General features: G+C 57.4%; 15 protein-coding genes. 9 read left to right on the top strand and 6 right to left on the bottom strand.

Annotated features, from left to right (window positions below):
• The first annotated feature begins 327 nt into the window (after window positions 1-327).
• Complete coding sequence (locus DW029_RS06970) at window positions 328-1,536, top strand: ATP-binding protein (protein ID WP_117734602.1); 1,209 nt, start codon at window positions 328-330, stop codon at window positions 1,534-1,536.
• A 90-nt stretch (window positions 1,537-1,626) separates the two neighbouring features.
• On the opposite strand, the gene DW029_RS06965 is transcribed toward DW029_RS06970, so the two are convergent.
• Entirely contained in the window at window positions 1,627-3,867 is a 2,241-nt protein-coding gene (locus tag DW029_RS06965) for a DNA gyrase subunit A (protein WP_118345624.1), read from the bottom strand.
• A 45-nt stretch (window positions 3,868-3,912) separates the two neighbouring features.
• A complete protein-coding gene (locus tag DW029_RS06960; RefSeq protein WP_118099054.1) occupies window positions 3,913-5,910 on the bottom strand; it encodes a type IIA DNA topoisomerase subunit B in 1,998 nt (665 codons plus the stop codon).
• Between the two features lie 252 nt (window positions 5,911-6,162).
• Here DW029_RS06960 and DW029_RS06955 point away from each other — a divergent pair, with 252 nt between their 5' ends.
• The 3 genes from DW029_RS06955 to DW029_RS06945 all read left to right on the top strand — a co-directional run bounded on the left by DW029_RS06955 (window position 6,163) and on the right by DW029_RS06945 (window position 8,409).
• Window positions 6,163-7,371, top strand: coding sequence for an ATP-binding protein (locus DW029_RS06955; RefSeq protein ID WP_118099055.1), 1,209 nt, complete (start codon window positions 6,163-6,165; stop codon window positions 7,369-7,371).
• Between the two features lie 213 nt (window positions 7,372-7,584).
• Window positions 7,585-7,815, top strand: coding sequence for a helix-turn-helix transcriptional regulator (locus DW029_RS06950; RefSeq protein WP_117734598.1), 231 nt, complete (start codon window positions 7,585-7,587; stop codon window positions 7,813-7,815).
• Between the two features lie 9 nt (window positions 7,816-7,824).
• Window positions 7,825-8,409, top strand: coding sequence for a hypothetical protein (locus DW029_RS06945; protein ID WP_118099056.1), 585 nt, complete (start codon window positions 7,825-7,827; stop codon window positions 8,407-8,409).
• A 90-nt stretch (window positions 8,410-8,499) separates the two neighbouring features.
• Here the strand turns inward: DW029_RS06945 and DW029_RS06940 are convergent, their stop codons facing one another.
• Together DW029_RS06940 and DW029_RS11480 are read right to left on the bottom strand one after the other, a co-directional pair.
• Window positions 8,500-12,867, bottom strand: a complete 4,368-nt coding sequence (locus DW029_RS06940; RefSeq protein WP_118099057.1) for a hypothetical protein — start codon at window positions 12,865-12,867, stop codon at window positions 8,500-8,502.
• Window positions 12,868-13,022: 155 nt separating this feature from the next.
• Window positions 13,023-14,027 carry a helix-turn-helix transcriptional regulator gene (locus tag DW029_RS11480; RefSeq protein ID WP_199407122.1) on the bottom strand — a complete coding sequence of 335 codons (1,005 nt, stop codon included), beginning with the start codon at window positions 14,025-14,027 and terminating at the stop codon, window positions 13,023-13,025.
• Window positions 14,028-14,323: 296 nt separating this feature from the next.
• On the opposite strand from DW029_RS11480, the gene guaA reads away from it, so the two are divergent.
• Entirely contained in the window at window positions 14,324-15,304 is a 981-nt protein-coding gene (guaA, locus tag DW029_RS06930; protein ID WP_117743326.1) for a glutamine-hydrolyzing GMP synthase, read from the top strand.
• Window positions 15,305-15,420: 116 nt separating this feature from the next.
• Here guaA and DW029_RS06925 read toward each other — a convergent pair whose 3' ends face one another.
• Window positions 15,421-16,569 carry a HAMP domain-containing sensor histidine kinase gene (locus DW029_RS06925; RefSeq protein WP_117794373.1) on the bottom strand — a complete coding sequence of 383 codons (1,149 nt, stop codon included), beginning with the start codon at window positions 16,567-16,569 and terminating at the stop codon, window positions 15,421-15,423.
• Window positions 16,566-17,240 (bottom strand): response regulator transcription factor, encoded by a 675-nt coding sequence (locus DW029_RS06920; protein ID WP_117743324.1) that lies wholly within the window; start codon window positions 17,238-17,240, stop codon window positions 16,566-16,568. Before DW029_RS06920 ends, DW029_RS06925 begins: the two co-directional genes overlap by 4 nt.
• 59 nt (window positions 17,241-17,299) lie before the next feature.
• Here DW029_RS06920 and DW029_RS11875 point away from each other — a divergent pair, with 59 nt between their 5' ends.
• The 4 genes from DW029_RS11875 (at window position 17,300) to DW029_RS06900 (ending at window position 20,136) form a co-directional block, all read left to right on the top strand.
• The gene (locus DW029_RS11875; protein ID WP_055252401.1) at window positions 17,300-17,476 is read left to right on the top strand and encodes a CD1871A family CXXC motif-containing protein; all 177 of its coding nucleotides are present in this window, start codon (window positions 17,300-17,302) and stop codon (window positions 17,474-17,476) included.
• Window positions 17,469-18,380, top strand: coding sequence for a 4Fe-4S binding protein (locus tag DW029_RS06910; RefSeq protein WP_233505092.1), 912 nt, complete (start codon window positions 17,469-17,471; stop codon window positions 18,378-18,380). The genes DW029_RS11875 and DW029_RS06910 overlap by 8 nt, the downstream gene beginning before the upstream one ends.
• Before the next feature lie 35 nt (window positions 18,381-18,415).
• On the top strand, window positions 18,416-19,378 hold the full coding sequence (locus DW029_RS06905) for a redoxin domain-containing protein (protein ID WP_118345623.1): 963 nt from the start codon (window positions 18,416-18,418) through the stop codon (window positions 19,376-19,378).
• A 98-nt stretch (window positions 19,379-19,476) separates the two neighbouring features.
• Window positions 19,477-20,136 carry a Crp/Fnr family transcriptional regulator gene (locus DW029_RS06900; RefSeq protein WP_158553148.1) on the top strand — a complete coding sequence of 220 codons (660 nt, stop codon included), beginning with the start codon at window positions 19,477-19,479 and terminating at the stop codon, window positions 20,134-20,136.
• Window positions 20,137-20,141: the final 5 nt, after the last annotated feature.

The raw sequence follows: 20,141 nt of genomic DNA, 5'->3' as shown, positions 1-20,141 counted from the left end.
AGAGGAATGCTGATTGCCATGCGTTGAAGTCCTTGCGGACAATCTTGGCGCGCTAGGAGGCCTTCTCGCTCAGGAACTCCTTGAACGCGGGGATGTCGAAGCCGACGAGGCCACGTCCACGTTCCCCGATAACGCCGTCCTCGAGGAGGCGGCGTTTGTATTGACTTGCATAGTTGCTGGCGACGCCCATACGCTTGGCAATTTCTGAGACCCTGCTGGGGCCAGAATCGGGCAGAAGACTGTGAGTGAAAATCGGGAGTAGCGCTCCCGATTTTGACCAATTAACGTTTGTACGAGATAATAGACTCCATAACGGGAGGCGATTGTATGTACATCGAGCGCGAAATTGAACAGACGATAGATTCGATGCTGGGACAGGGAAAAGTTGTCTTGGTGACCGGAGCGCGCCAAGTTGGGAAGACGACGGTTCTCAAGCAACATCTAGGCGACCGATTCGACTATGTTTCGATGGAGAACCCGCGGGATTATCTTCTTGCAAAAGAGGACGCCGCCCTGTTTTTCGAGTCTCATGATCTGCCGATCATCATTGATGAGATTCAGCGAGTGCCTGAGCTTTTTTCTCCGGTGAAGTGGGTTGTCGATCAATCAGAGGAGAAGGGACGAATCGTCCTCACGGGATCCCAGACATATCACCTTATGAAAGGGGTGAGCGAATCCTTGGCGGGGAGGATTAGAATTCTGGAGATGCCCTCTTTAAGCTTGCGCGAACTCGTTGGTGGTCCCCAGGGCCCTCGTCCGTATATCCCCAAAAAGGTTTCCTTGGCCTCTAAGATGTCTTCGGGAAATATTTGGAACATCATCCATAGGGGTTCGATGCCCGAACTGCAAGACCCAACTATCGATTGGGACTCCTATTATTCCGACTACGTTGCCGCATATCTCGAACGCGATGTTCGCGATCTTGTAAACGTAAAGGATGAGGCGAAGTTCTACAGCTTTATGGTCGCGTGCGCAGCGAGAACGGGGCAACTGTTAAATGCCACCGATATTGGAAACACCGTTGACGTCGACCGTAAGACGGTGAAGGCTTGGCTCTCGGTTTTGCAGGCGTCGAACATCGTTCGGATTGTCGAGCCCTTTTGGCCTAATGTCGATAAGCGTCTGACCAAGACCCCTAAGATATTCTTTATGGATACAGGTCTTGTTTGTCATCTAACGAGGTGGATAACGCCGGAGCAATTGCGCAATGGGGCCGCGGCGGGGCATATATTTGAGACGTTCGTTGTCTCGGAAATTTTGAAGAGCTTTATGAACACGGGGAAGAGCCTTCGCGACGTATGGTTCTATCGAGACCAAAAGAAGCGCGAAATTGATTTGCTCATCCAAGAGGGCCATATTCTCCATCCCGTCGAGGTGAAGATGTCGGCCACGGTGGGCAAAGATGCGGTGAAGAATTTTTCCTGTCTCGAGGGCCTGACCGGCTATGAAATTGGGTTTGGACACGTTGTCTGCCAAACCCCGGATCCATACCTTATTACCAAGGATGTCCAAGCGATTCCTGTGTGGGGCATATGATATACGTTGCAACGAGCGGGGCACGGAGCGCGATGTTGCTGCGTTCCGGGCCCCACCGTTTTAAGAGCTTATGGCGGTTCTGCCGTTGTTTTAGTCAAACAGGCTCGGCATGTCGTTTTCCTTCATGAGGGCACCGGCAGAAGGCAGGCTCTGCGCAGTGAACTTTTCGGCCGAGACACCGGCACCAAGAATCTCTTCGGTCGTGCCGATGGTGGTGACCGAGCGGCCCTTCTTGGCCGTGAAAGCCTGGACGCCCTGCGTGTTGGTGGTCGTCTTGGTCTTAAGCAGCGACGTGTTGAAGTTCATCAAACGATAGTCGCTCGAGACCAGCGCGATGTCGCGGTCTTCCTTGAGTACCTGCGCATACAGCAGCTTGCTGCCGCCGTAGATGGCGTTCTTAAGGCGCTTGCGGTTGGTCTTGGTGACGTATCCGGCAAGTGCGACGCGCACCACGCGGCCGTTCTCAAAGACAAACAGTACGTCGGCTTTGTAATCCTCGGGGTCGATGACCCAGAGCACGCTCTCGTCGGGTTCCATTTCGAGGTCGGTCGGCAGGTATGAGCCCAGCTGGGCCGACTTGGTATCCTCAAACGCCGCAACCTTGCACTTGTATACCTGGCTCTTGTTGGTAAAGACCAGCAGCTCGTGAGTGTTGGAGGACGGGAACTCGATAAAGGGTTTGTCGCCGTCCTTGTACTTGAGTGTGGTCGCCTTCTTGAGCACGCGGTCCGTCATCTTCTTAAGGTAGCCATCGCGCGAGAGCATGATAGTGACCGGGTACTCCTCGACCTCGGGCTCCAAGCTTACTTCGATAACCTCATGGGGCTCGATCCTGCCCGTGCGGCGCGGCATCACGTACTTCTTGTTGACCGCGGCCAGCTCGTCGCTGATGACCTTCTTGATGTTCTCCTCGCTGGAGAGGATCTCCTCGAGCTCGGTAATCTCGCCCTCGAGTTTTGCGATGTCCTTGGTGCGGTTGAGGATGTACTCCTCGTTGATGTTGCGGAGCTTAAGCTCGGCAACAAACTCGGCCTGGGTCTCGTCGATGTCGAAACCCTTCATAAGGTTGGGCACGACCTCGGCCTCAAGCTTGGTGCCGCGAATGATGGCGATGGCCTTGTCGATGTCGAGCAGGATCGCCTCGAGGCCGTGCAGCAGGTGCAGGCGCTCGGACTTTTTGCCCAGGTCAAAGTTAATGCGGCGACGCGTGGACTGAATACGCCATTTGACCCACTCGTGCAGAATCTGGCGCACGCCCATAACGCGGGGATAGCCGTCGACGAGCACGTTGAAGTTGCACGAGAACGAATCCTGCAGCGTGGTCGAGCGATAAAGCTTCGCCATGAGCTTGTCGGGGTCGACACCGCGCTTAAGGTCGATTGCGATGCGCAGGCCCGAAAGGTCGGTCTCGTCGCGGATGTCGGCGATCTCTTTGACTTTGCCCTCTTTGGAGAGCTTGACGATGCGCTCGATGATGACATCGGTCTTGGTGGTGTAGGGGATCTCGTAGACCTCGATGATGCGCTCTTCGGGAATCCAGCGCCAGCGGGAGCGAATCTGGAAGCTGCCAAGGCCGGTCTCGACGATCTTCTCCATCTCCTCGCGGCGGTAGATGATCTCGCCGCCGGTCGAGAAGTCGGGCATGGGCATGTACTCGAGCAGGTCGCAGTCGGGATCCTGCAGGTAGTGCATCGTGGCAGTGCAGACCTCGTTGAGGTTGAAGCCGCAGATGTCGGACGCCATGGCGACGCCGATGCCCTTGTTGGCCGAGACGAGGATATTGGGGAACGTGGTGGGCAGCAGGCGCGGCTCCTTCATGGCACCGTCGTAGCTGTCAACGAAGTCGACCGGGTCCTTGTCGATGTCCTTGAAGATTTCGGCACTGATGGGGGAGAGCTTGGCCTCGGTATAACGCGAGGCGGCGTAGCTCAGGTCGCCCGAATAGTACTTGCCAAAGTTGCCCTTTGACTCCACGAAGGGGGCAAGAAGCGCTTCGTTGCCGGTGGCCAGGCGCACCATCGTCTCGTAGATCGCGGCGTCGCCGTGCGGGTTGAGCTTCATGGTCTGGCCCACGATGTTGGCGCTCTTCTGGCGCTCGCCCTTGAGCAGACCCATCTTGTACATGGTGTAGAGCAGCTTGCGGTGCGAGGGCTTAAAGCCGTCGATTTCGGGGAATGCACGCGAGACGTTGACGCTCATGGCGTAGGGCATGTAGTTGACCTCGAGCGTCTGCGTGATCGGCTGGTCGGTGACCTCGGAGTGCAGGCCGATGACGTTCTCGGCGTTGACCTGCTTTTTCTTTGGCTGGTTCTTCGTCTTCTTCTTTGCCACGATTTCCTCTTGAACTTCTTATGGGCCGTCGTTATTGATTTGCTGCTACTGCAGATCTAGCTGGTCCAGGTATTCCTTGCCGTGCTCGGAGATATGGCGCTTACGGCCCGCCTCGTCGTTGCCCAGCAACAGGTTGAACATGGTTTCCATCTTGGTGACGTCCTCGGACTCCACCTTGATCAGGCGGCGCGTTTCGGGGTTCATGGTGGTGAGCCACATCATGTCCGGATCGTTTTCACCAAGACCCTTGGAGCGGTTGATGGAACACTTCTGGTCGCCAATCTCTTTGAGGATGCCGTTTTTCTCGAGTTCGGTGTAGGCAAAGTAGGTTTTCTCTTTGCAGTTGATCTCGTAGAGCGGCGACTCGGCGATATACACGTACCCCTCGTCGATAAGCGTGGGCACCAGGCGGTAGAGCATGGTGAGCACGAGTGTGCGGATGTGATAACCGTCGACGTCGGCATCCGTACAGATGATGACCTTGTTCCAGTTGAGGTTGTCCAAGTCGAAGGCACCAAGGTTCTTGATGCGCTTGTCCTTGATCTCCACGCCGCAGCCCAGCACGCGCATGAGGTCCATGATGATGTCGGACTTAAAGATGCGCGGATAATCCTCCTTCAGGCAGTTGAGGATCTTGCCTCGGACGGGCATAACGCCCTGGAACTCGGCATCGCGCGACGTGCGGATGGCGCCTGCTGCCGAGTCGCCCTCTACGATGTAGATCTCGCGACGGTTCTTGTCCTTGGAACGGCAGTCGATGAACTTCTGCACGCGGTTGGCCATGTCGGTCTTCTGCTGCAGATTGGTCTTAATGCTCTGACGCGTCTTCTCGGCGTTCTCGCGCGAGCGCTTGTTGATGAGTACCTGCTCCATGATCTTGTTGGCGGCGTCTTTGTTCTCGATCAAGTAGGTCGAGAGGCGCTCCTTAAAGAATGCCGTCATGGCCTGCTGGATAAAGCGGTTATTGATGGCCTTCTTGGTCTGGTTTTCGTAGGACGTCTGAGTGGAGAAGCAGTTGGTCACCAGTACCAGACAGTCCTGAACGTCTTGCCACTTAATGCCGCTCTCGTTTTTGTTGTACTTGCCTTGGCCCTTAATGTAGGCATCGATGGCGCTGGTCAGAGCACTGCGCGCGGCCTTCTCGGGCGAGCCGCCGTTCTCGAGCCATGATGAGTTGTGGTAGTACTCCTGCATCATGAAAGTGCGCGAGAAGCACATGCAAGCAGTGATTTTTACGTTGTAATCGGGCAGGTCCTCGCGATCGCGACCGCGACGATCGGCCTCAATAAAGAAGGGCTCGGTAAGGTAGTCGGTACCGACCTTCTCAAGCACGTAGTCCTCGATGCCCTTGGGATAGCAAAAATCCTCTTCGGAAAACTCGCCATCGTCACCCTCAATACGCAGGCGGAAGGTCACGTTGGCGTTGACCACGGCCTGGCGGCGCATGGTCTCGCGATACCAGTCGTGGGGAATGCTGATCGAGGTAAAGACCTCAAGATCGGGGCGCCACTTGATAGTGGTGCCGGTGCGGTTCTCGTCGCTGGGCTCAATCTCGAGTGCCTTCTTCTTGGCGCCGACAACCTTGCCCTTCTTAAAGTGCAGGGAGTACTTGTTGCCGTCGCGCCAGACGGTGACGTCCATGTACTCGGAGGCGTACTGGGTCGCGCACGAGCCCAGGCCGTTGGTGCCGAGCGAGAAGTCGTAGTCGCCGCCCTGGTTGTTGTTGTACTTGCCGCCGGCGTAGAGCTCGCAAAAGACGAGCTCCCAGTTAAAGCGCTTCTCGGAGGGGTTCCAGTCGAGCGGGCAGCCACGGCCGTTGTCCTCTACCTGAATAGAGCCATCGCGAAAAGCGGTGAGGGTGATGAGCTTGCCGTAGCCCTGGCGCGCCTCGTCAACGGCGTTGGACAGGATCTCGAAGGCGGCATGCGCACAACCGTCGAGTCCGTCCGAGCCAAAGATGACGGCGGGGCGCAGGCGTACGCGCTCCTCGTCCTTGAGCTGGCGGATACTGTCGTTACCATAGTTTGCGGTGTTTTTTGCCATACTCGCTCTCTCGGTGCTCCTTTGCTGCGTTTAAGTCATATAGATAGTCAAAGTAGCATAGCCCAGCCCACAGACGATTCCACCCAACACGAAATCCATCGAACAATCGTTCGTGGTATATTGATTGATGTTACTTTATTGGGAGAAATAGCTGAATGAAATCAAGAGTTATTTGATTTCATTTAGTAGGATAAGACATATATTAAACGAAAACGAATCAAGAGAGCTTTTATTTAATAGAACGGTGAAGATATGAAGATTATCGAACGTCCTCAATATATGGAAGCGCTTCTTGGCGCTAAGGGAACGCCGGACATCAAGGTTATTGCCGGCATTCGTAGGTGCGGCAAATCTGTTCTACTGGAAGCTCTTGCTGATCGCTTTCGTGAGGCCGACCCCGATGCCAATATTATCCGCATCAATTTCAATCTCCTCGAATTCGAGGAACTAACGGATTATCGAGCATTGCATCGCTACGTTGAGGAAGGCTATTGCGAGGGCCTCGATAACATTGTGATGATCGATGAGGTGCAAACCTGCGTTGGGTTCGAAAAAGCGGTCAATAGCCTTCATGCATCGGGAAAATACGATATCTACGTTACTGGCTCCAACGCTTTCTTGCTTTCGAGTGATTTGGCGACGCTTTTTCGCGGGCGGACATATGAGGTTGAAGTATTTCCGTTTTCCTTGCTTGAGTTTTCGACATATCACGAAATTCATAACCCGGACGAAGCGCTTGACCGATATTTGAGAGAGGGCGGAATGCCTGGCTCATATTTGTATCCTAGCGAGCGAGCTCGCTATCGATATATTGCGAACGTGCTAGATGTCTTGGTTTTGCGTGATGTGGAAGAAAAGCATGGGGTTCGTAACAAGGTGCAGCTAGAACGTGCATGCGATTTCCTAATGGACAATATCGGTAACATATCTTCTGTTAGCGGGATTGTGGCTGCGCTGGATGCTGCCGGAACACGCGTTTCCGTGGCAACGCTCGCCCAGTACCTCGGATATTTATGCCAGGCCTTTGCGTTCTATCGAGTGCGCCGCTATGACGTAGGCGGTAAAAAGTACCTCACTTCGGGTGATAAATACTATTTATCGGATCATGCAATCAGATACGCAAAACTGGGCACTAAAAAGCTCGACTTCGGGCACGTATATGAAAATATGGTCGCCATAGAGCTCCTAAGACGCGGTTGGGAAATCTATGTCGGGGTGCTTTATAAGAAGGAAATCGACTTCGTGGCAATTCGTCGCGATGAGCGAGTGTATATCCAAGTTAGCGATGACATTTCGCGTCAGGAGACTTTTGAACGCGAAGTGGCACCCCTGCTTGCGATACGTGATGCGTATCCCAAAATGGTCATTGCGCGAACAAAGCACGAGGCTGTTGATTATGAGGGGATTAAGGTGGTCGACATCGCCCGATGGCTGATGGGGGAGGGGCCGGATGTCGAATAGCGGACAGTGATAGTTTACGCTCGCGTTTACTCGGACAAAACCGAGTCGGTTTTGTCCGAGTAAGTTTGAATAGCGAATCGAAATTGTTATGTCCACATGGCGATGGCGGACATGGTTTCCATAATGACAGATATAGTTGACATCTTGTGAAGGATGCAATATATTTCTGTCATGTTGCAACGGATATCTGTCCACATTTACGAAAGGAACTCCATGCCGGGCAAAAAGAACCTACGCATGAAGGCGGCACGCGCGGCGGCTGGCCTTTCGCAAGCTGACTTAGCCCAAGCCGTGGGCGTTGCGCGCCAAACCATCGGCCTTATCGAGGCGGGCGGCTACAACCCCACGCTCAATTTGTGCGTGGCAATCTGTAAGGCGCTGCGCGTTACGTTGAACGACTTGTTTTGGGAAGACGAAACCGACGCCGACCCTAATACTCTTTAGGAGTTCACTATGAAATATGAAGATCTGAAAATCGTGCAAAAGTGGCGTGAATATGCCGGCCCAAAGGATGAACGCCTGGAGGCTGAGAACGCGAAGATCTACAAGATTGGTTTCGTGCTGCTTTCGTTTGGCATGTTGATGATCTTTTTCTACCAGGTTATAGCTCGACAGGTTGCGTGGGTTCACAGCGACGCCAGTGAAATGCCGCATGGCTTTGCAACGCCATTCGAGGCAGCCATGTATTTTTGGCTCGTTCTCGTGATGTTGATTTGCGCAGGGCTGCAAACGCGGAAGGGCTATGTCGATACCAATCGTTTTGGGCAAACCGAGCATCTTCCTGTTGGATATTTCCTGCTTGTCAGCGGTCTTAGCGGCGCCGCGTTCGCGCTTGTTATTGCCGCAATGCGCTGTGTCGCTGAGGCGCAGATCGTACCGCTCGAAAGCGTCTTTTGGTTGGCGAACCTGGACACGGGCGTGTTCTGCGGTGCGACGATTTTCGCGGCCACGTTTGCTGTCCTGTGCGCAACGTTTTTCACGGCGAAAAGACGCCGTGCCAAGCTCGAGGCAGAACTCGACACCTCAGACGACATTTAATGCGTAATGGGCCGGCTCTGGGTATCCAGAACCGGCCCATTTTGATGTTCGATGAGCCGAGTCGGCGTCTCTCACAATAGTAACTAGGAGCTAGCGAGGCCTATCCGAATTGACCTTATGAGCGGCGTCGGTTTCGAGCGCCGTGCGGCGGGCGCTGTAGGCGACGAGGCCGGCGCCTGCCGCGGCGAGTGCTGCAGCGGCTGCCGTAAGGGGAGCGTTGACATCGCCCGTGCCCGCAAGCGCGCCCACTTTTCCGGAGCGCTTGTTATTGCCGTGGTCCTTGCCACTGCCGGAGCTGCTTCCGCCGGAGCCGCCGCCCTCGTCAGTACCGCCGCCACTCGAGCCACCATCGCCGTCTGCTGTCATCGGGGCGTCGTGAAGCCCTGTCGTATTCGCGCTGTCGCATACGCCGACCTGAACTTCTGAGCGCTCGCATGCCGCGTCGGGTACATGAAGCTCGTGCAGTACGGCGCCCAGCGTCGAGTTTGCGCCCGGTCGAATTTCCTCGAACGTTACGGGATCGAGTGCCACCAGGTCACGCGCCTTCGCATACAGCGTGACGCGTTTGCCCACCTCGTCGCCCCAGCTCTCCGGGATGGCAAAGCTCATGCGGAATTGTGCCGTGCAGCCCGGTGCCAGCACGGCGTTTCCATTGTCGGCAACCAGCGGGTGCGTTGCAAAACGTGTGCCCAGCGTCTCGAGCGCGTACTTCACGTGTGCCATGTCGTTGGCCGAAGCGTCCTCGGCAAGCTCCGGATCGTAGATCGATGCCGTGCGTGCGTTCGCTCCGAATCCGATGGATGCGCTGGAGAACGGCTGGTTGGAACCCTCTCGGTACAGATCGATCGTTCCGGCGGTCAGCAAGGTGTTGCCGTCGTTTCGCACCGTGACCATGAAGGATTCGCCTGCCGCTCCGGGCACCACCGCGCCCGAGGTAGCGACCGCGCCCGTCGGAGTGGCACACGCCACCAAGGGCACTTCGATGCCGTGCAGCTCTGCCTCGCTCTTCTCCACGCTCACAATGTGCGTGGCGAGCGCGGAGAGCATACCACCCGACGTCAAAAATGTCGTTATCTGATCGACGGGATGGTCCAGTTCGCACATCACGAACGGCTCCGTGAACAGATCGCCTGCCAAGGTGCTGGCGAAGATGCGGAAGTGCTTGCCCATCACTGCTACCGGGTTGCCTTCTTCGTCGTAGGTTTGTCCCACCTTGCCATCGGTATTCTCTACATAGAGCACGCACCTGCCGTTGTTGCTCACGCTAAACGATGCCGGGCCACAGCCTGCGGCGCCCACGGGCTGCGTTGCAAATGCCGATGCGCCTCGCGTCCAAGTAATATGCTGCAGTTGCTCGTTGACGGTTGCCAAAAAGCCCGAATGTTGTGGCCACGGCACCGCACAGGATACCGTGGCGTCTGGTGACATAACGTCCCAGGCAGCAATGGACTGGCCGATCACGGCGTATGATGCGCAGCCGCAACCGTCTGCGGTCTCGTACGCAACGGGCACCACCATTTTGCCGTTGATATTTTCGGGTGCGCCCAGCTCGATGCTCGACGGTGCCTGCGGAAAGCGGAGAACCTGACGGAACGTGAGGCTGTCGCCCGACAGATCCGACCACAGGGTAAAGCACTCGAGCGCGACTTCTGCCTCGGTGCCCAACGCCTTCTCGGCGGTGGCTCCGCGGCGATGGAGATAGGCGCCCGACAGACGTCCGTCGACAAGCGTCTTGCCTACTGTGATACGCGGACATTGCAGGCAATGGTAGCCGTCCTCCTGCAGGCGGCCGCGCGAGATGCTGCGCCACGACGTGTGCGATACCACGCGAACCTCGCTATTGCTTATGCGCAGGCGCACAACGGACAGTATGCCGGATGTGCTAGCCGTGTCGAACCGGGTTGCGTCGCCTTCGGGGCGCTCGCCCGAGACCAGTAACACGTAGGCGTCCGTGTGCCCCGCGCCATCGGTGTATTCAACCATGTCGAAGTCGTAATCGAACGTGTCTCTGCGCTCCACGTCGGCCTCGCCAAAGCCAAGAGGGAAGTCGACCGGCATGGGAGCGGACCATGCGCCGTTTGCCTTCGTGTGCACTACCAGTCGCGAACGGCCATTCTCGCCGTAGCGCACCGAGGCGATACGGAACAGATATTCCGTGCCGGCGATCTCCGCAAACTTCATGCGGGCTTCGCTGAGCACGCCAGTAAACAGCACGTTGTCGCTCGAGGGCTTTATGCCGCCTCTCTCGTCCTCCGACACGCCGGCAGAATTGGCGTTCGAGTCCGCAACGGCGTTCGTCGCCTGGCCGATGTAGGTGTACTCATACATCGGTGCGGCATTTTCGTCATCCCCCATCAGGGCATGGACGAAATGTTCGACCTGTCCTGCGTCGTTGCTCTCTGCATCCGCCTCGAGCTCAATGCGTGTGACCGCTTGCTCCCAATCGCGTACGATCGGTACGACGTTTACGGCGGTGGCTGCAACTTCGGAGCATGCGAGCAGCTCGGCATTGGTGACGATGGTGGCCGACGCGATAAACTGCGCTACGCTGCCCGACTCGGCATTGCCGGTCGCGCCAAAGCAGGCATCCAGCGTATAAGGCGTGTCTCCGCTCAGTGCCAACTCAGAGTGCTGGAGCACATATTGGTCGCCGTTGTTCACCGACATATCCCACGAATCGGCGAGTGTGGGCCACGACCCCGACCAGGCCTTGGTGGTCCACTTGAACATGATGAACTGGAGTATCACGTCGACATCGACGTCTGCACCCACGCGCAGCCGCGGAAGCTGGTGGCCGTCCGCCTTCTCGTACCCAATGAACAGTGTGAGGGATGCGGCACCGCGCACGGCGGACGAAGCGACGCCTGCAACGCCGGCTCCAAAGGTGACGGCAAGCCCGATCTGGATGGTGAATGATCCCGACGTATTGGAATAGTCGAGCGAAATGTTTTTGAAGAACGCCGCACCGCTGCCGTGTGTGTGGGCGCCTACCGCGAGCGCTAGCTTTGCCAACACCCAAGGATTGACGTTTAGGAAAAACGGCACCGGGCCCAAGGTAAACTGCTCGGTCCAATTGAGGTCGGTTTTTACTTGGAAGAGAGCCTTAATATTGCCGTACGCCGGATCGTTGTTGTTGCCCCAAGTTTTGCCAACCCAGTCGTAGGCGAGCGATCCGTACACCTGTGTTGCGATATCCATCGTGAATAGCAGCGTGTAATGGTGGCGAAGGAGCTTAGTGTTTCTTGGGTCGGTGCCCGAACCGGCACTCATGCTCTTGTACTGATTCCACTTCCCCTCCATCTCGTCGAGGTAGCGGTTTGCCTGCTTGGCGCCCGACTCGCGCGGCGACTTCTTCCAGTATTCCGGATCCGGATTGCCCGAATCGTTCATGTAGCCGACCGGTTTGTATCCGCCGCCAAACAGTACGTACCCGGCAAACGAGAAATCGAAGAGAATCGGAAACGTGGGCATCCAGCAGGTGAACTTGTTGCCGCCGATGCCGGGGAACGCCGCGGGGAAATCAAACGGAGTGATCTCTTGATCCATGGTGGTGGGAATGATGGTGGTCGAGCCCGATTCCGCCTTGGAAGCTGGTGCGGTGGCAACGCCCATGGGGGAGGAGAGCGTGTAGGTTTTGCCCTGATAGTCGAGCACAAAGCGCAGCTTGCATCCTTCTTCCAGAAGGCCCGACGCCGCATCGAGGAACTTGTCTTCGAGCGTGAACGTTGCCAGATTATCCGAACCCGACGCGCTGGCCTTGATCTGACCGATCTGCGTGACGGTTTCGGGCGAACTGCCCGCGGCAGGCGTCACTTTGTTGATGCGCAGCGTTGCCTGTCCACCCTGTGGCAGATGTGCCTGCACGGTAAAGGCGTGCGTATCGGGCTGCTCGTTTGCCGTGTCGTCCTTCGGCAATGCCATGAACGTGGCTTCAGCGTATTGGATGTCCCATTCGTCGAATGTGAGCTGGCGGAAGTACGGCTCGCCGTCGGAAAGCGGACGCGTGGGCGCGGTTATGGCGGTGCCGCCCTGGATACGCGCAAGGGGAATCTCGACATCGCGGTAGCCCGCCATGCTAATGGAGATGCCGCCGTTAAAGTCGTACGCGTCGAGAAGCGTTGCCTCGTCCACGTAGCCTTCCGAAAGCGGCGCGACCTCAAAGATGGCCGTGCCCTCATCGTCGGTCGTGGCGGAGAGCTGCTTGCCCGCGGCATAACGCGACGCGAGCGTGACCTGCGCTCCCTTGACGGGCATATTCTTGTTGGCGACGTCGACCACGACCACACCAAACATGGTGCGCGAGAGAACGAGCACCCTGAAGGGATCTTCTTCATCGGCATAGGCTTCGGCGGGCGCGAACGGCAGTATGAAGGCGTTTGAGGTGCCCGGCACGCGCGGCAACATCATGCTCGCCAGCGAGGACGCTCCGGCAACAAGTAACGAACGGCGATCAAGCATCTTGGGCTCCCATCCCGCAGGTATCGGTGGAAATAATCCAATTTTGCGAGAAGGTGCCCCGTGGCGGTAGTGCCGTTCAAGGGTCAAAATGTCCAATTTAGGCGAGCGAAGTGCCGGGCTCCGGATCGCGTTCGATGCGCTTGGCAGCCCGGTCGCTAACGCAACATATGAGCGACCAGCTCGGCGCGCGTGCCGATGCCAAGCTTTGCATATACGCCGGATAGGCGGTTTTTAACAGTGCCCGGCGACACGCCCATATGGCGTGCGATTTCGGCGTTGGTCCACCCACGGCAGGCGAGCATGGCCATGGTGAACTCCGTGGTCGTTAGATCGTCGGCCACGTCCTCGCCCGAATCGGGGTTGTGGATGCGCCGCCAGCCGTAGCTGAATCGATACGTAATCTCGATGATGCGTGCGAAATCGTCAGGGTATTGCGATTTTAGGCATGCCTCGATGAGTCCTTGCAAAAGGCCATGGTGTTCGCCGATGAGCTCGATAAGGCCGTCGGGACGCGCAATGTCCCAAGCGGCTCCGAAGTGTGCCTTTGCGGCGTCGACGTCTTTGAGGCTCATGTATGCCATGGAAGCTGCCAGGTGCAGGAACAGTTCCGAGATCGGATAGCTTTCCTGTTTCATGATCAGGGCGTTTTCCGCCATGCCCAGACTGCGGCCGTATTCGCCGCGCAGATACAAGGCGTGCGCCATCACGTAGCTGGCGAACAGGCGCAGGCCTTCGGGCAGATGCGCCGCAAGCGGATGAAACTCTTCGGCAGAATACGGGGAAGGCAAGTGCAACAGGACACTCGCGGCCGAGGCGAACAGGATATGCGTGGCGTGAGCGGCGGGCGATTCCTCGTCAGTTGGCGTATCGAGGATGCCCGTAAGGCAACGACGGGCATCGGCGATACGGTTGAGCGACAGACTGGCATATCCGCAGATAAAGCATGCGGAATAGCGCAGCGCGGGATCGGTGGCGTCAAGATAGGGGCGCGCCGTCTTGGCAGCGAGGGTGGCCTGTCCGCGAAAGTACAGCGCTTCTGCCGTGGCGATGGTGCGTGAATCGGGGTCGGAAATGCCTGCAACCGCAGCGTCAATCTGCCCCGGCACAAAGGCGGTGCACATCAACGGCATGGGAATGAGCGGGTAACTATCGCAGTCCATCTTCCATCTTCCATCAGGTGGCCACATTAGCAGCAATTGTACTCCTGTTGCTCGGGACTGGAATTTGTGGTTATCGCCTACGATTATGCCGAACGAATAAAGGAAGAGTCTATTGGCAATGCTCCCAAGGGAGCTACCGAAGTCTAGCTGACCTCGACATTAGGAAAAATTGCCACCCCTGCAAAAAGCTCCGTTGCAGCGATGGGAAACGAACCTTGCTCTGCATATAATGAGGGCATATGACAGCGCGTTTGCATATGCGCGGCGCGTTCCATCGAACCGAAAAGGAGCCCTGCATGGATCCCAACAAGCGTCCCGACGATATGGTGCGTATCACCACTCCCGAACTTGCCCAGGTGTTCATCGGCGAGCAGGTCACCGCAATCCGCGAGCAGATCGGTGACAAGAAGGTTCTGCTGGCCCTTTCCGGCGGCGTTGACAGCTCGGTCGTCGCGGCGCTCCTGATCAAGGCCATCGGCAAGCAGCTCATCTGCGTGCACGTGAACCACGGCCTCATGCGCAAGGGCGAGAGCGAGCAGGTCGTCGACGTGTTCCAGAACCAGATGGACGCCAACCTGGTCTATGTGGACGCCACCGACCGCTTCCTCGATAAACTCGTCGACGTCGACGAGCCCGAGGCCAAGCGCAAGATCATCGGCGCCGAGTTCATCCGCGTGTTCGAGGAGGAGGCCCGCAAGGTTGGCGACGAGGTCAGCTTCCTCGCCCAGGGCACTATCTACCCCGACATTCTGGAGTCGCAGGACGGCGTGAAAGCCCACCACAACGTTGGCGGTCTGCCCGAGGACCTGCAGTTTGAGCTCTGCGAGCCCGTTAAGCTGCTGTACAAGGACGAGGTGCGCGTCGTGGGCCGCGAGCTCGGCCTGCCCGAGAACATGGTTGAGCGTCAGCCGTTCCCCGGTCCTGGCCTGGGCGTCCGCTGCCTTGGCGCCATTACCCGCGACCGCCTCGAGGCGCTGCGCGAGGCCGACGCCATCGTGCGCGAGGAGATCGACAAGGCCGGTCTGACCATCTGGCAGTACTTTGCCGTGGTGCCCGATTTCCGCGCCACCGGCGTGCGCGAGGGCAAGCGCGCCTACGACTGGCCCTGCATTATTCGCTGCATCAATACCGTCGATGTCATGACCGCTGAGGTGCCCGAGCTCGACTGGGCGCTGCTCAAACGCATTACCGCACGCGTGACCGCCGAGGTCCCCGGTATCTGCCGCGTTTGCTACGACCTTACGCCGAAGCCCGTCGGCACGGTCGAGTGGGAGTAAGCTAACTCAGCTGGTAGGCGACGAGAACTAGCAGATGTGACAAAGGGACGGTCCCTTTGTCACATCTTCGATGTTATGTGCGGGATGGTACACCACACGGCGTGCCATCCCGTTCGTTATTTTAATGAGCCGGGTGCGCGAGCGGGAAGAATCACGAGCATGGTCGTTCCGCGCTTCGAGCTTTCTTCGACCTCGATGGAGCCGCCGTGAAGCGCGGCGATCTCCCAGACCAGCGCAAGCCCCAGCCCCACACCGCCATATGCTCTGCTGCGCGATCTGTCGACACGAAAGAAGGGCTGAAAGATGCTCGTCTGGTATTGCTTGGGAATGCCTGGCCCTTGGTCACGCACGCGAAGCAGCACGCGGTCGCCTTCGGCACGGGCGCCGATTTGCACGGTTGAGCTGGGCGCACTGTAGCGAATGGCATTCTCAACCAGGTTGAACAGTAGCCGATAGATCAACGTGTCGCAGCCGATCGTTTGCGCGTCGCCCTTGCTTACAAGCGTGATGCCCTTTTGCTCGGCAAGGGGCGCCAGGTCGGTGAGCACTTCTTCGATCATCGGCGCCAGGTCAATCGCATCGTTGCAGGGAACACTACGCAGCTCGCTCATCTCGAGCAGGGTCTTTGTCATGTGCGTCATTCGCTCGGTCTGCTCCTGCAGCAGCCGGAGCAGGCTCGCTGTATCGGCATCGGCGTCGGGGTGCTCAGCGCAAAACAACTCAACCTGGGCTTGCATGAGCGCGAGCGGCGTGCGCAGCTCGTGCGCCGCATTGCCCGTAAACTGTCTTTGTGCGGATAATCCCTCGTCAAGGCGGGAAATCATGTCGTTAAACGACGCGCTGCAGCGCCTGAGTTCAGAGGGCACGTCCTCGCTGATCTTTGTGTCGGCGAGGTTGTCGGGCCGCACGCTCTCGACTTGCGCCGCAAAGGAGCGCAACGGCTGCAGCGCATATCCGCTCACGAAGTAGGCTAGCACGCCACCGAGCAGCGTCGCCGCCGCGGTTATGCACCAGCTCGTCGCGCTAAACGATGCTTGGGCGTCGCTCACGACGATGGTCAACTCATCGTCGAGCTCTTTGCTTGCCGGGTCAAATGAGCTGGGCGCTGCGGTCTCCACCTTGTTGTGCGCCGCCGCTTCTGCACCAATCGAGTCCATGTAGCGCATGCCGGAGTAACCAACCAGGCAATTCATAAGTACGCAGGTCGAACATATCAGTAAGGCCGTCATCAACGTGATGCGCCACTGCAGCGACAGCCGCTTCATTTGCCGTCCTCCATAACGTAGCCTTCGCCGATTCGGTTGCGGATGGGGTCGTGCCCCAACGCGCCGCGCAGCTTTTTGCGCAGCGATGAGATATGCACGCGGGTCGCGTTGCTAAAGCTGTTGACGCTGCTGTCCCATACATGCTCGATAAGCTCTTCCTGGCGCACCGGCCGCCCTTGGTTAAGCATCAGGGATTCCAGGATGCCGGTCTCCTTGCGCGTGAGGGATAGAACCTCGCCGCCCACGGAGGCGAGGCGCGCCTTGGTGTCAAAGCTCAGTGATCCACAGGTTAGAACAACGTCGCTTTGCGTAAAGCGCCCGAGCGTGAGGCTGCGCATGCGTGCCGCCAGCTCGTCAAGATGGAACGGCTTGGTGAGGTAGTCGTTGGCGCCCGCACCGAGCCCCGCTACCTTGTCGGAGACCTCGCCGCGTGCCGAGAGCACGAGCACCTTGGTCTCGCAATCAGTTGTCCTGAGTTGCCTGAGCACGGTCATGCCGTCGACATGGGGGAGATTGAGGTCGAGCACAACAAGATCAAAGGTCTCGACATCGAGCAGATCGAGGGCCTGTTGTCCGTCGTAGCAGCAGTCGACGCTATAGGCCAAGTTGCGCAGGCTGCGTGCGATCGCATCGCACAGCGCCCGCTCGTCCTCGACGACCAAGATACGTATAACGTTCTCCTTGCATAATCATTCACGCTTAACACGGATTTTATAGTCGGTATGGTCCAATGGGTCGCGAAACGAAAGGAGTGGTCAGATTGTTCAAAGCGATTAAGCCTGTGGCGCAGGTGGCTTTGCTGATCGTTGGGGTAGCCATGGTTGGCTTTGGAATTATGCGCGGCGAGGCAGATGCCGTGCTGGCCAAGGCAATCAGGCTGTGCTTGGAGTGTATCGGAATTGGATAAAAGAAAAAACACTGCATCGCATCTTTTAGCGCGATTTCGTGGATTGATTCAGGCGGCGGCGACGCTTGCGACCAATATTCACCTGCCTAACTTTGCCAAGGGCGGCATCTACCAGGGAGCGGGCAAAGCCGTCTGCGTGCCGGGCCTCAACTGCTACTCGTGTCCGGCGGCCTCGGGTGCGTGCCCCATCGGGTCGTTTCAGTCGGTGGTGGGCTCGTCTAAGTTTAGCTTTTCGTATTACGTCACCGGAACGCTCATTCTGATCGGCGTGCTGCTGGGACGTTTTGTATGCGGCTTTTTGTGCCCGTTTGGATGGCTACAAGAGCTTTTTCATAAGATTCCCAGCAAAAAGCTCTCCACGAAAAAGCTCAAGCCGCTCACGTACATCAAGTATGCCGTGCTGCTGTTTGCCGTGGTGCTGCTGCCCGTCTTGGTGGTTAACGATGTGGGTATGGGCGACCCGTTCTTTTGCAAGTACATCTGCCCGCAAGGTGTGCTCGAGGGCGCGATTCCGCTGTCCATCATGAACGTGGGAATCCGCTCCGCGCTGGGAAAGCTCTTTTCTTGGAAGCTCGCGATCCTCATTGTGGTTGCGGTGCTGAGCGTGCTGTTCTATCGCCCCTTCTGCAAATGGATTTGCCCCCTCGGCGCATTTTATGCGCTCATGAACAAGGTGTCATTGCTGGGGATTCGGGTTGATCATTGTAAATGCGTCTCGTGCGGCAAGTGCGCCAAGGTGTGCCAGATGGACGTGGACGTTACGCGTACGCCCGACCATGCCGAGTGCATTCGTTGCGGCAAATGCGTGGGCGCGTGCCCCGTCGATGCTATTAGCTTTCGCTACGGGCTGGGTTTGACGGGCGACAAACCCGCGCAGTCCACGCAAGCCTGCGAAAACAAATAGGTACCTATATAAGTTTCGATATAAACGGAGGAACCATGAAACTGTCAAAAATTGCGGCTCTGTTGATGCTGCCCGTGCTGGCGCTGACTCTCGCGGCGTGCTCTGCCCCCAAGGGCGACGCGAAGGATGCCACGAGCGGCGATGCGCAGATTGCCGAGCTCATAGCGCAAAAGCCGTCGAGTGCCGAGGAGGCGGCCGAGCTGTACCAGCAGCTGCTGCAAAAGGAAAACGAGATCTTTGCGAGCGATAACGCCCTATGGGAAAAGGTGTTCCTTGCGGCCAACAAAGACACTCCCATGATTGAGGACGGCAAGAACTACGGTGACTTCTTGCTCGATACCATCGAGGGCGCCAAGGATCAGTTTGCGGCTGACGAGCTTAAGACGCTTAAGGCGGGCGCGCAGCAGGTCAAGGAGATCGAGGACAAGCTCATGGCGCTGGAGAAGGAGTTCCCCGGATGCGGCAGCACGCCCGGCGAGGGGGAGAGCGTCGATGCCTCGACCGCAGGCATGACCAACGGCGAGAGTGGGGAGACGAAGTTTCCCAGCTTTAAGGGCAAGGACTTGGACGGCAACGATGTAAACAGCGACGAGCTGTTCTCCAAGAACAAGGTCACCGTCATGAACTTCTGGTTTACCACCTGCAAGCCGTGCGTGGGAGAGCTGGGCGATCTGGAGAAGCTCAACAAGGAGCTTGCCGAGAAGGGCGGCCAGGTCGTGGGCGTTAATTCCTTTACGCTCGATGGCAACAAAGACGAGGTGGCCGATGCCAAGGACGTGCTTTCCAAGAAGGGCGTGACGTATAAGAACATCTGGTTTAAGTCGGACAGCGAGGCCGGAAAGTTCACCTCCAACCTGTACTCGTTCCCGACCACCAATGTGATCGACCAGAACGGTAACATTGTGGGAGAGCCGATCATGGGCGGCATCAACTCCGCTGAGCAGCGCGAGGCGCTCAACAAACTGATCGATCAGGCACTCGCGAAGAGCGAACAGTAAGTCCGTGGGACAGACAACTGAAGGGGAGTCGCTGGAAACAGCGACTCTTTTTTCTGCTTCGGGGTAGCATCATGGGTATACGTCGAAAGGGGGCGGCTATGGTCGGCAGCATGGTCGAGCGGTTGCCGTTTTGGGGACAACTTACATCCGATGAGCAGACGCTCGTGGCAGAGCGCTCGTCGCTGCGATCCTTTGATGCCGGGCAGATAATCGGTAGCAGCGGAAATTCTTGCACTGGCATTGTTTTTATTATCGAAGGTGACATTCGCGTGAGCCTGCTTTCCGAGGAAGGCAAGGAGGTCACGCTGTTTAGGGTTGGCTGCGGAGAGTGCTGTGTCACCACGGCCTCGTGCGTTATCGAGCAGATTTCATTTGACACCATGGTGGTTACAGCACGCAGGTCATCGCTTTTGGTGGTGCCTGCGAGCGTGTGTGCCCAGCTCGCCCGCGATAATGTCTACGTTAAGGCCTTTATGCTCCAGGTTGAGGTGAAGCGCTACTCCCAGGTGGTATGCGTGCTGCAGCAGATGCTCTTTAAGCGCCTCGATCAGCGCGTCGCCAGCTACGTGCTCGAGCATTGCCGAGCTGCGGGCACAGCAGAAGTTGCCGTAACGCAAGACGAGCTTGCACGCGACATCAACTCTGCGCGCGAAGCGGTGACGCGCGCTCTGCGACGTCTTGCGCAGGACGGGCTCATCGAGATTAGGCGCGGACGGATTATCGTGCGTGATGTAGATGGGTTAGCACGGTTGGTCTAGACCTA

It is taken from the genome of Collinsella sp. AF38-3AC (assembly GCF_003474365.1).
Lineage (GTDB): Bacteria > Actinomycetota > Coriobacteriia > Coriobacteriales > Coriobacteriaceae > Collinsella.
This window is presented reverse-complemented; position numbering and strand designations above follow the sequence as displayed.

Bases quoted from the DNA above. Each gene is read 5' to 3' on its own strand.
- DW029_RS06970 (WP_117734602.1), top strand. From the start codon at position 328: ATGTACATCGAGCGCGAAATTGAACAGACGATAGATTCGATGCTGGGA.
- DW029_RS06960 (WP_118099054.1), bottom strand. From the start codon at position 5,910: ATGGCAAAAAACACCGCAAACTATGGTAACGACAGTATCCGCCAGCTC.
- DW029_RS06955 (WP_118099055.1), top strand. From the start codon at position 6,163: ATGAAGATTATCGAACGTCCTCAATATATGGAAGCGCTTCTTGGCGCT.
- DW029_RS06950 (WP_117734598.1), top strand. From the start codon at position 7,585: ATGCCGGGCAAAAAGAACCTACGCATGAAGGCGGCACGCGCGGCGGCT.
- DW029_RS06945 (WP_118099056.1), top strand. From the start codon at position 7,825: ATGAAATATGAAGATCTGAAAATCGTGCAAAAGTGGCGTGAATATGCC.
- DW029_RS06940 (WP_118099057.1), bottom strand. From the start codon at position 12,867: ATGCTTGATCGCCGTTCGTTACTTGTTGCCGGAGCGTCCTCGCTGGCG.
- DW029_RS11480 (WP_199407122.1), bottom strand. From the start codon at position 14,027: ATGGACTGCGATAGTTACCCGCTCATTCCCATGCCGTTGATGTGCACC.
- guaA (WP_117743326.1), top strand. From the start codon at position 14,324: ATGGATCCCAACAAGCGTCCCGACGATATGGTGCGTATCACCACTCCC.
- DW029_RS06925 (WP_117794373.1), bottom strand. From the start codon at position 16,569: ATGAAGCGGCTGTCGCTGCAGTGGCGCATCACGTTGATGACGGCCTTA.
- DW029_RS11875 (WP_055252401.1), top strand. From the start codon at position 17,300: ATGGGTCGCGAAACGAAAGGAGTGGTCAGATTGTTCAAAGCGATTAAG.
- DW029_RS06905 (WP_118345623.1), top strand. From the start codon at position 18,416: ATGAAACTGTCAAAAATTGCGGCTCTGTTGATGCTGCCCGTGCTGGCG.
- DW029_RS06900 (WP_158553148.1), top strand. From the start codon at position 19,477: ATGGTCGGCAGCATGGTCGAGCGGTTGCCGTTTTGGGGACAACTTACA.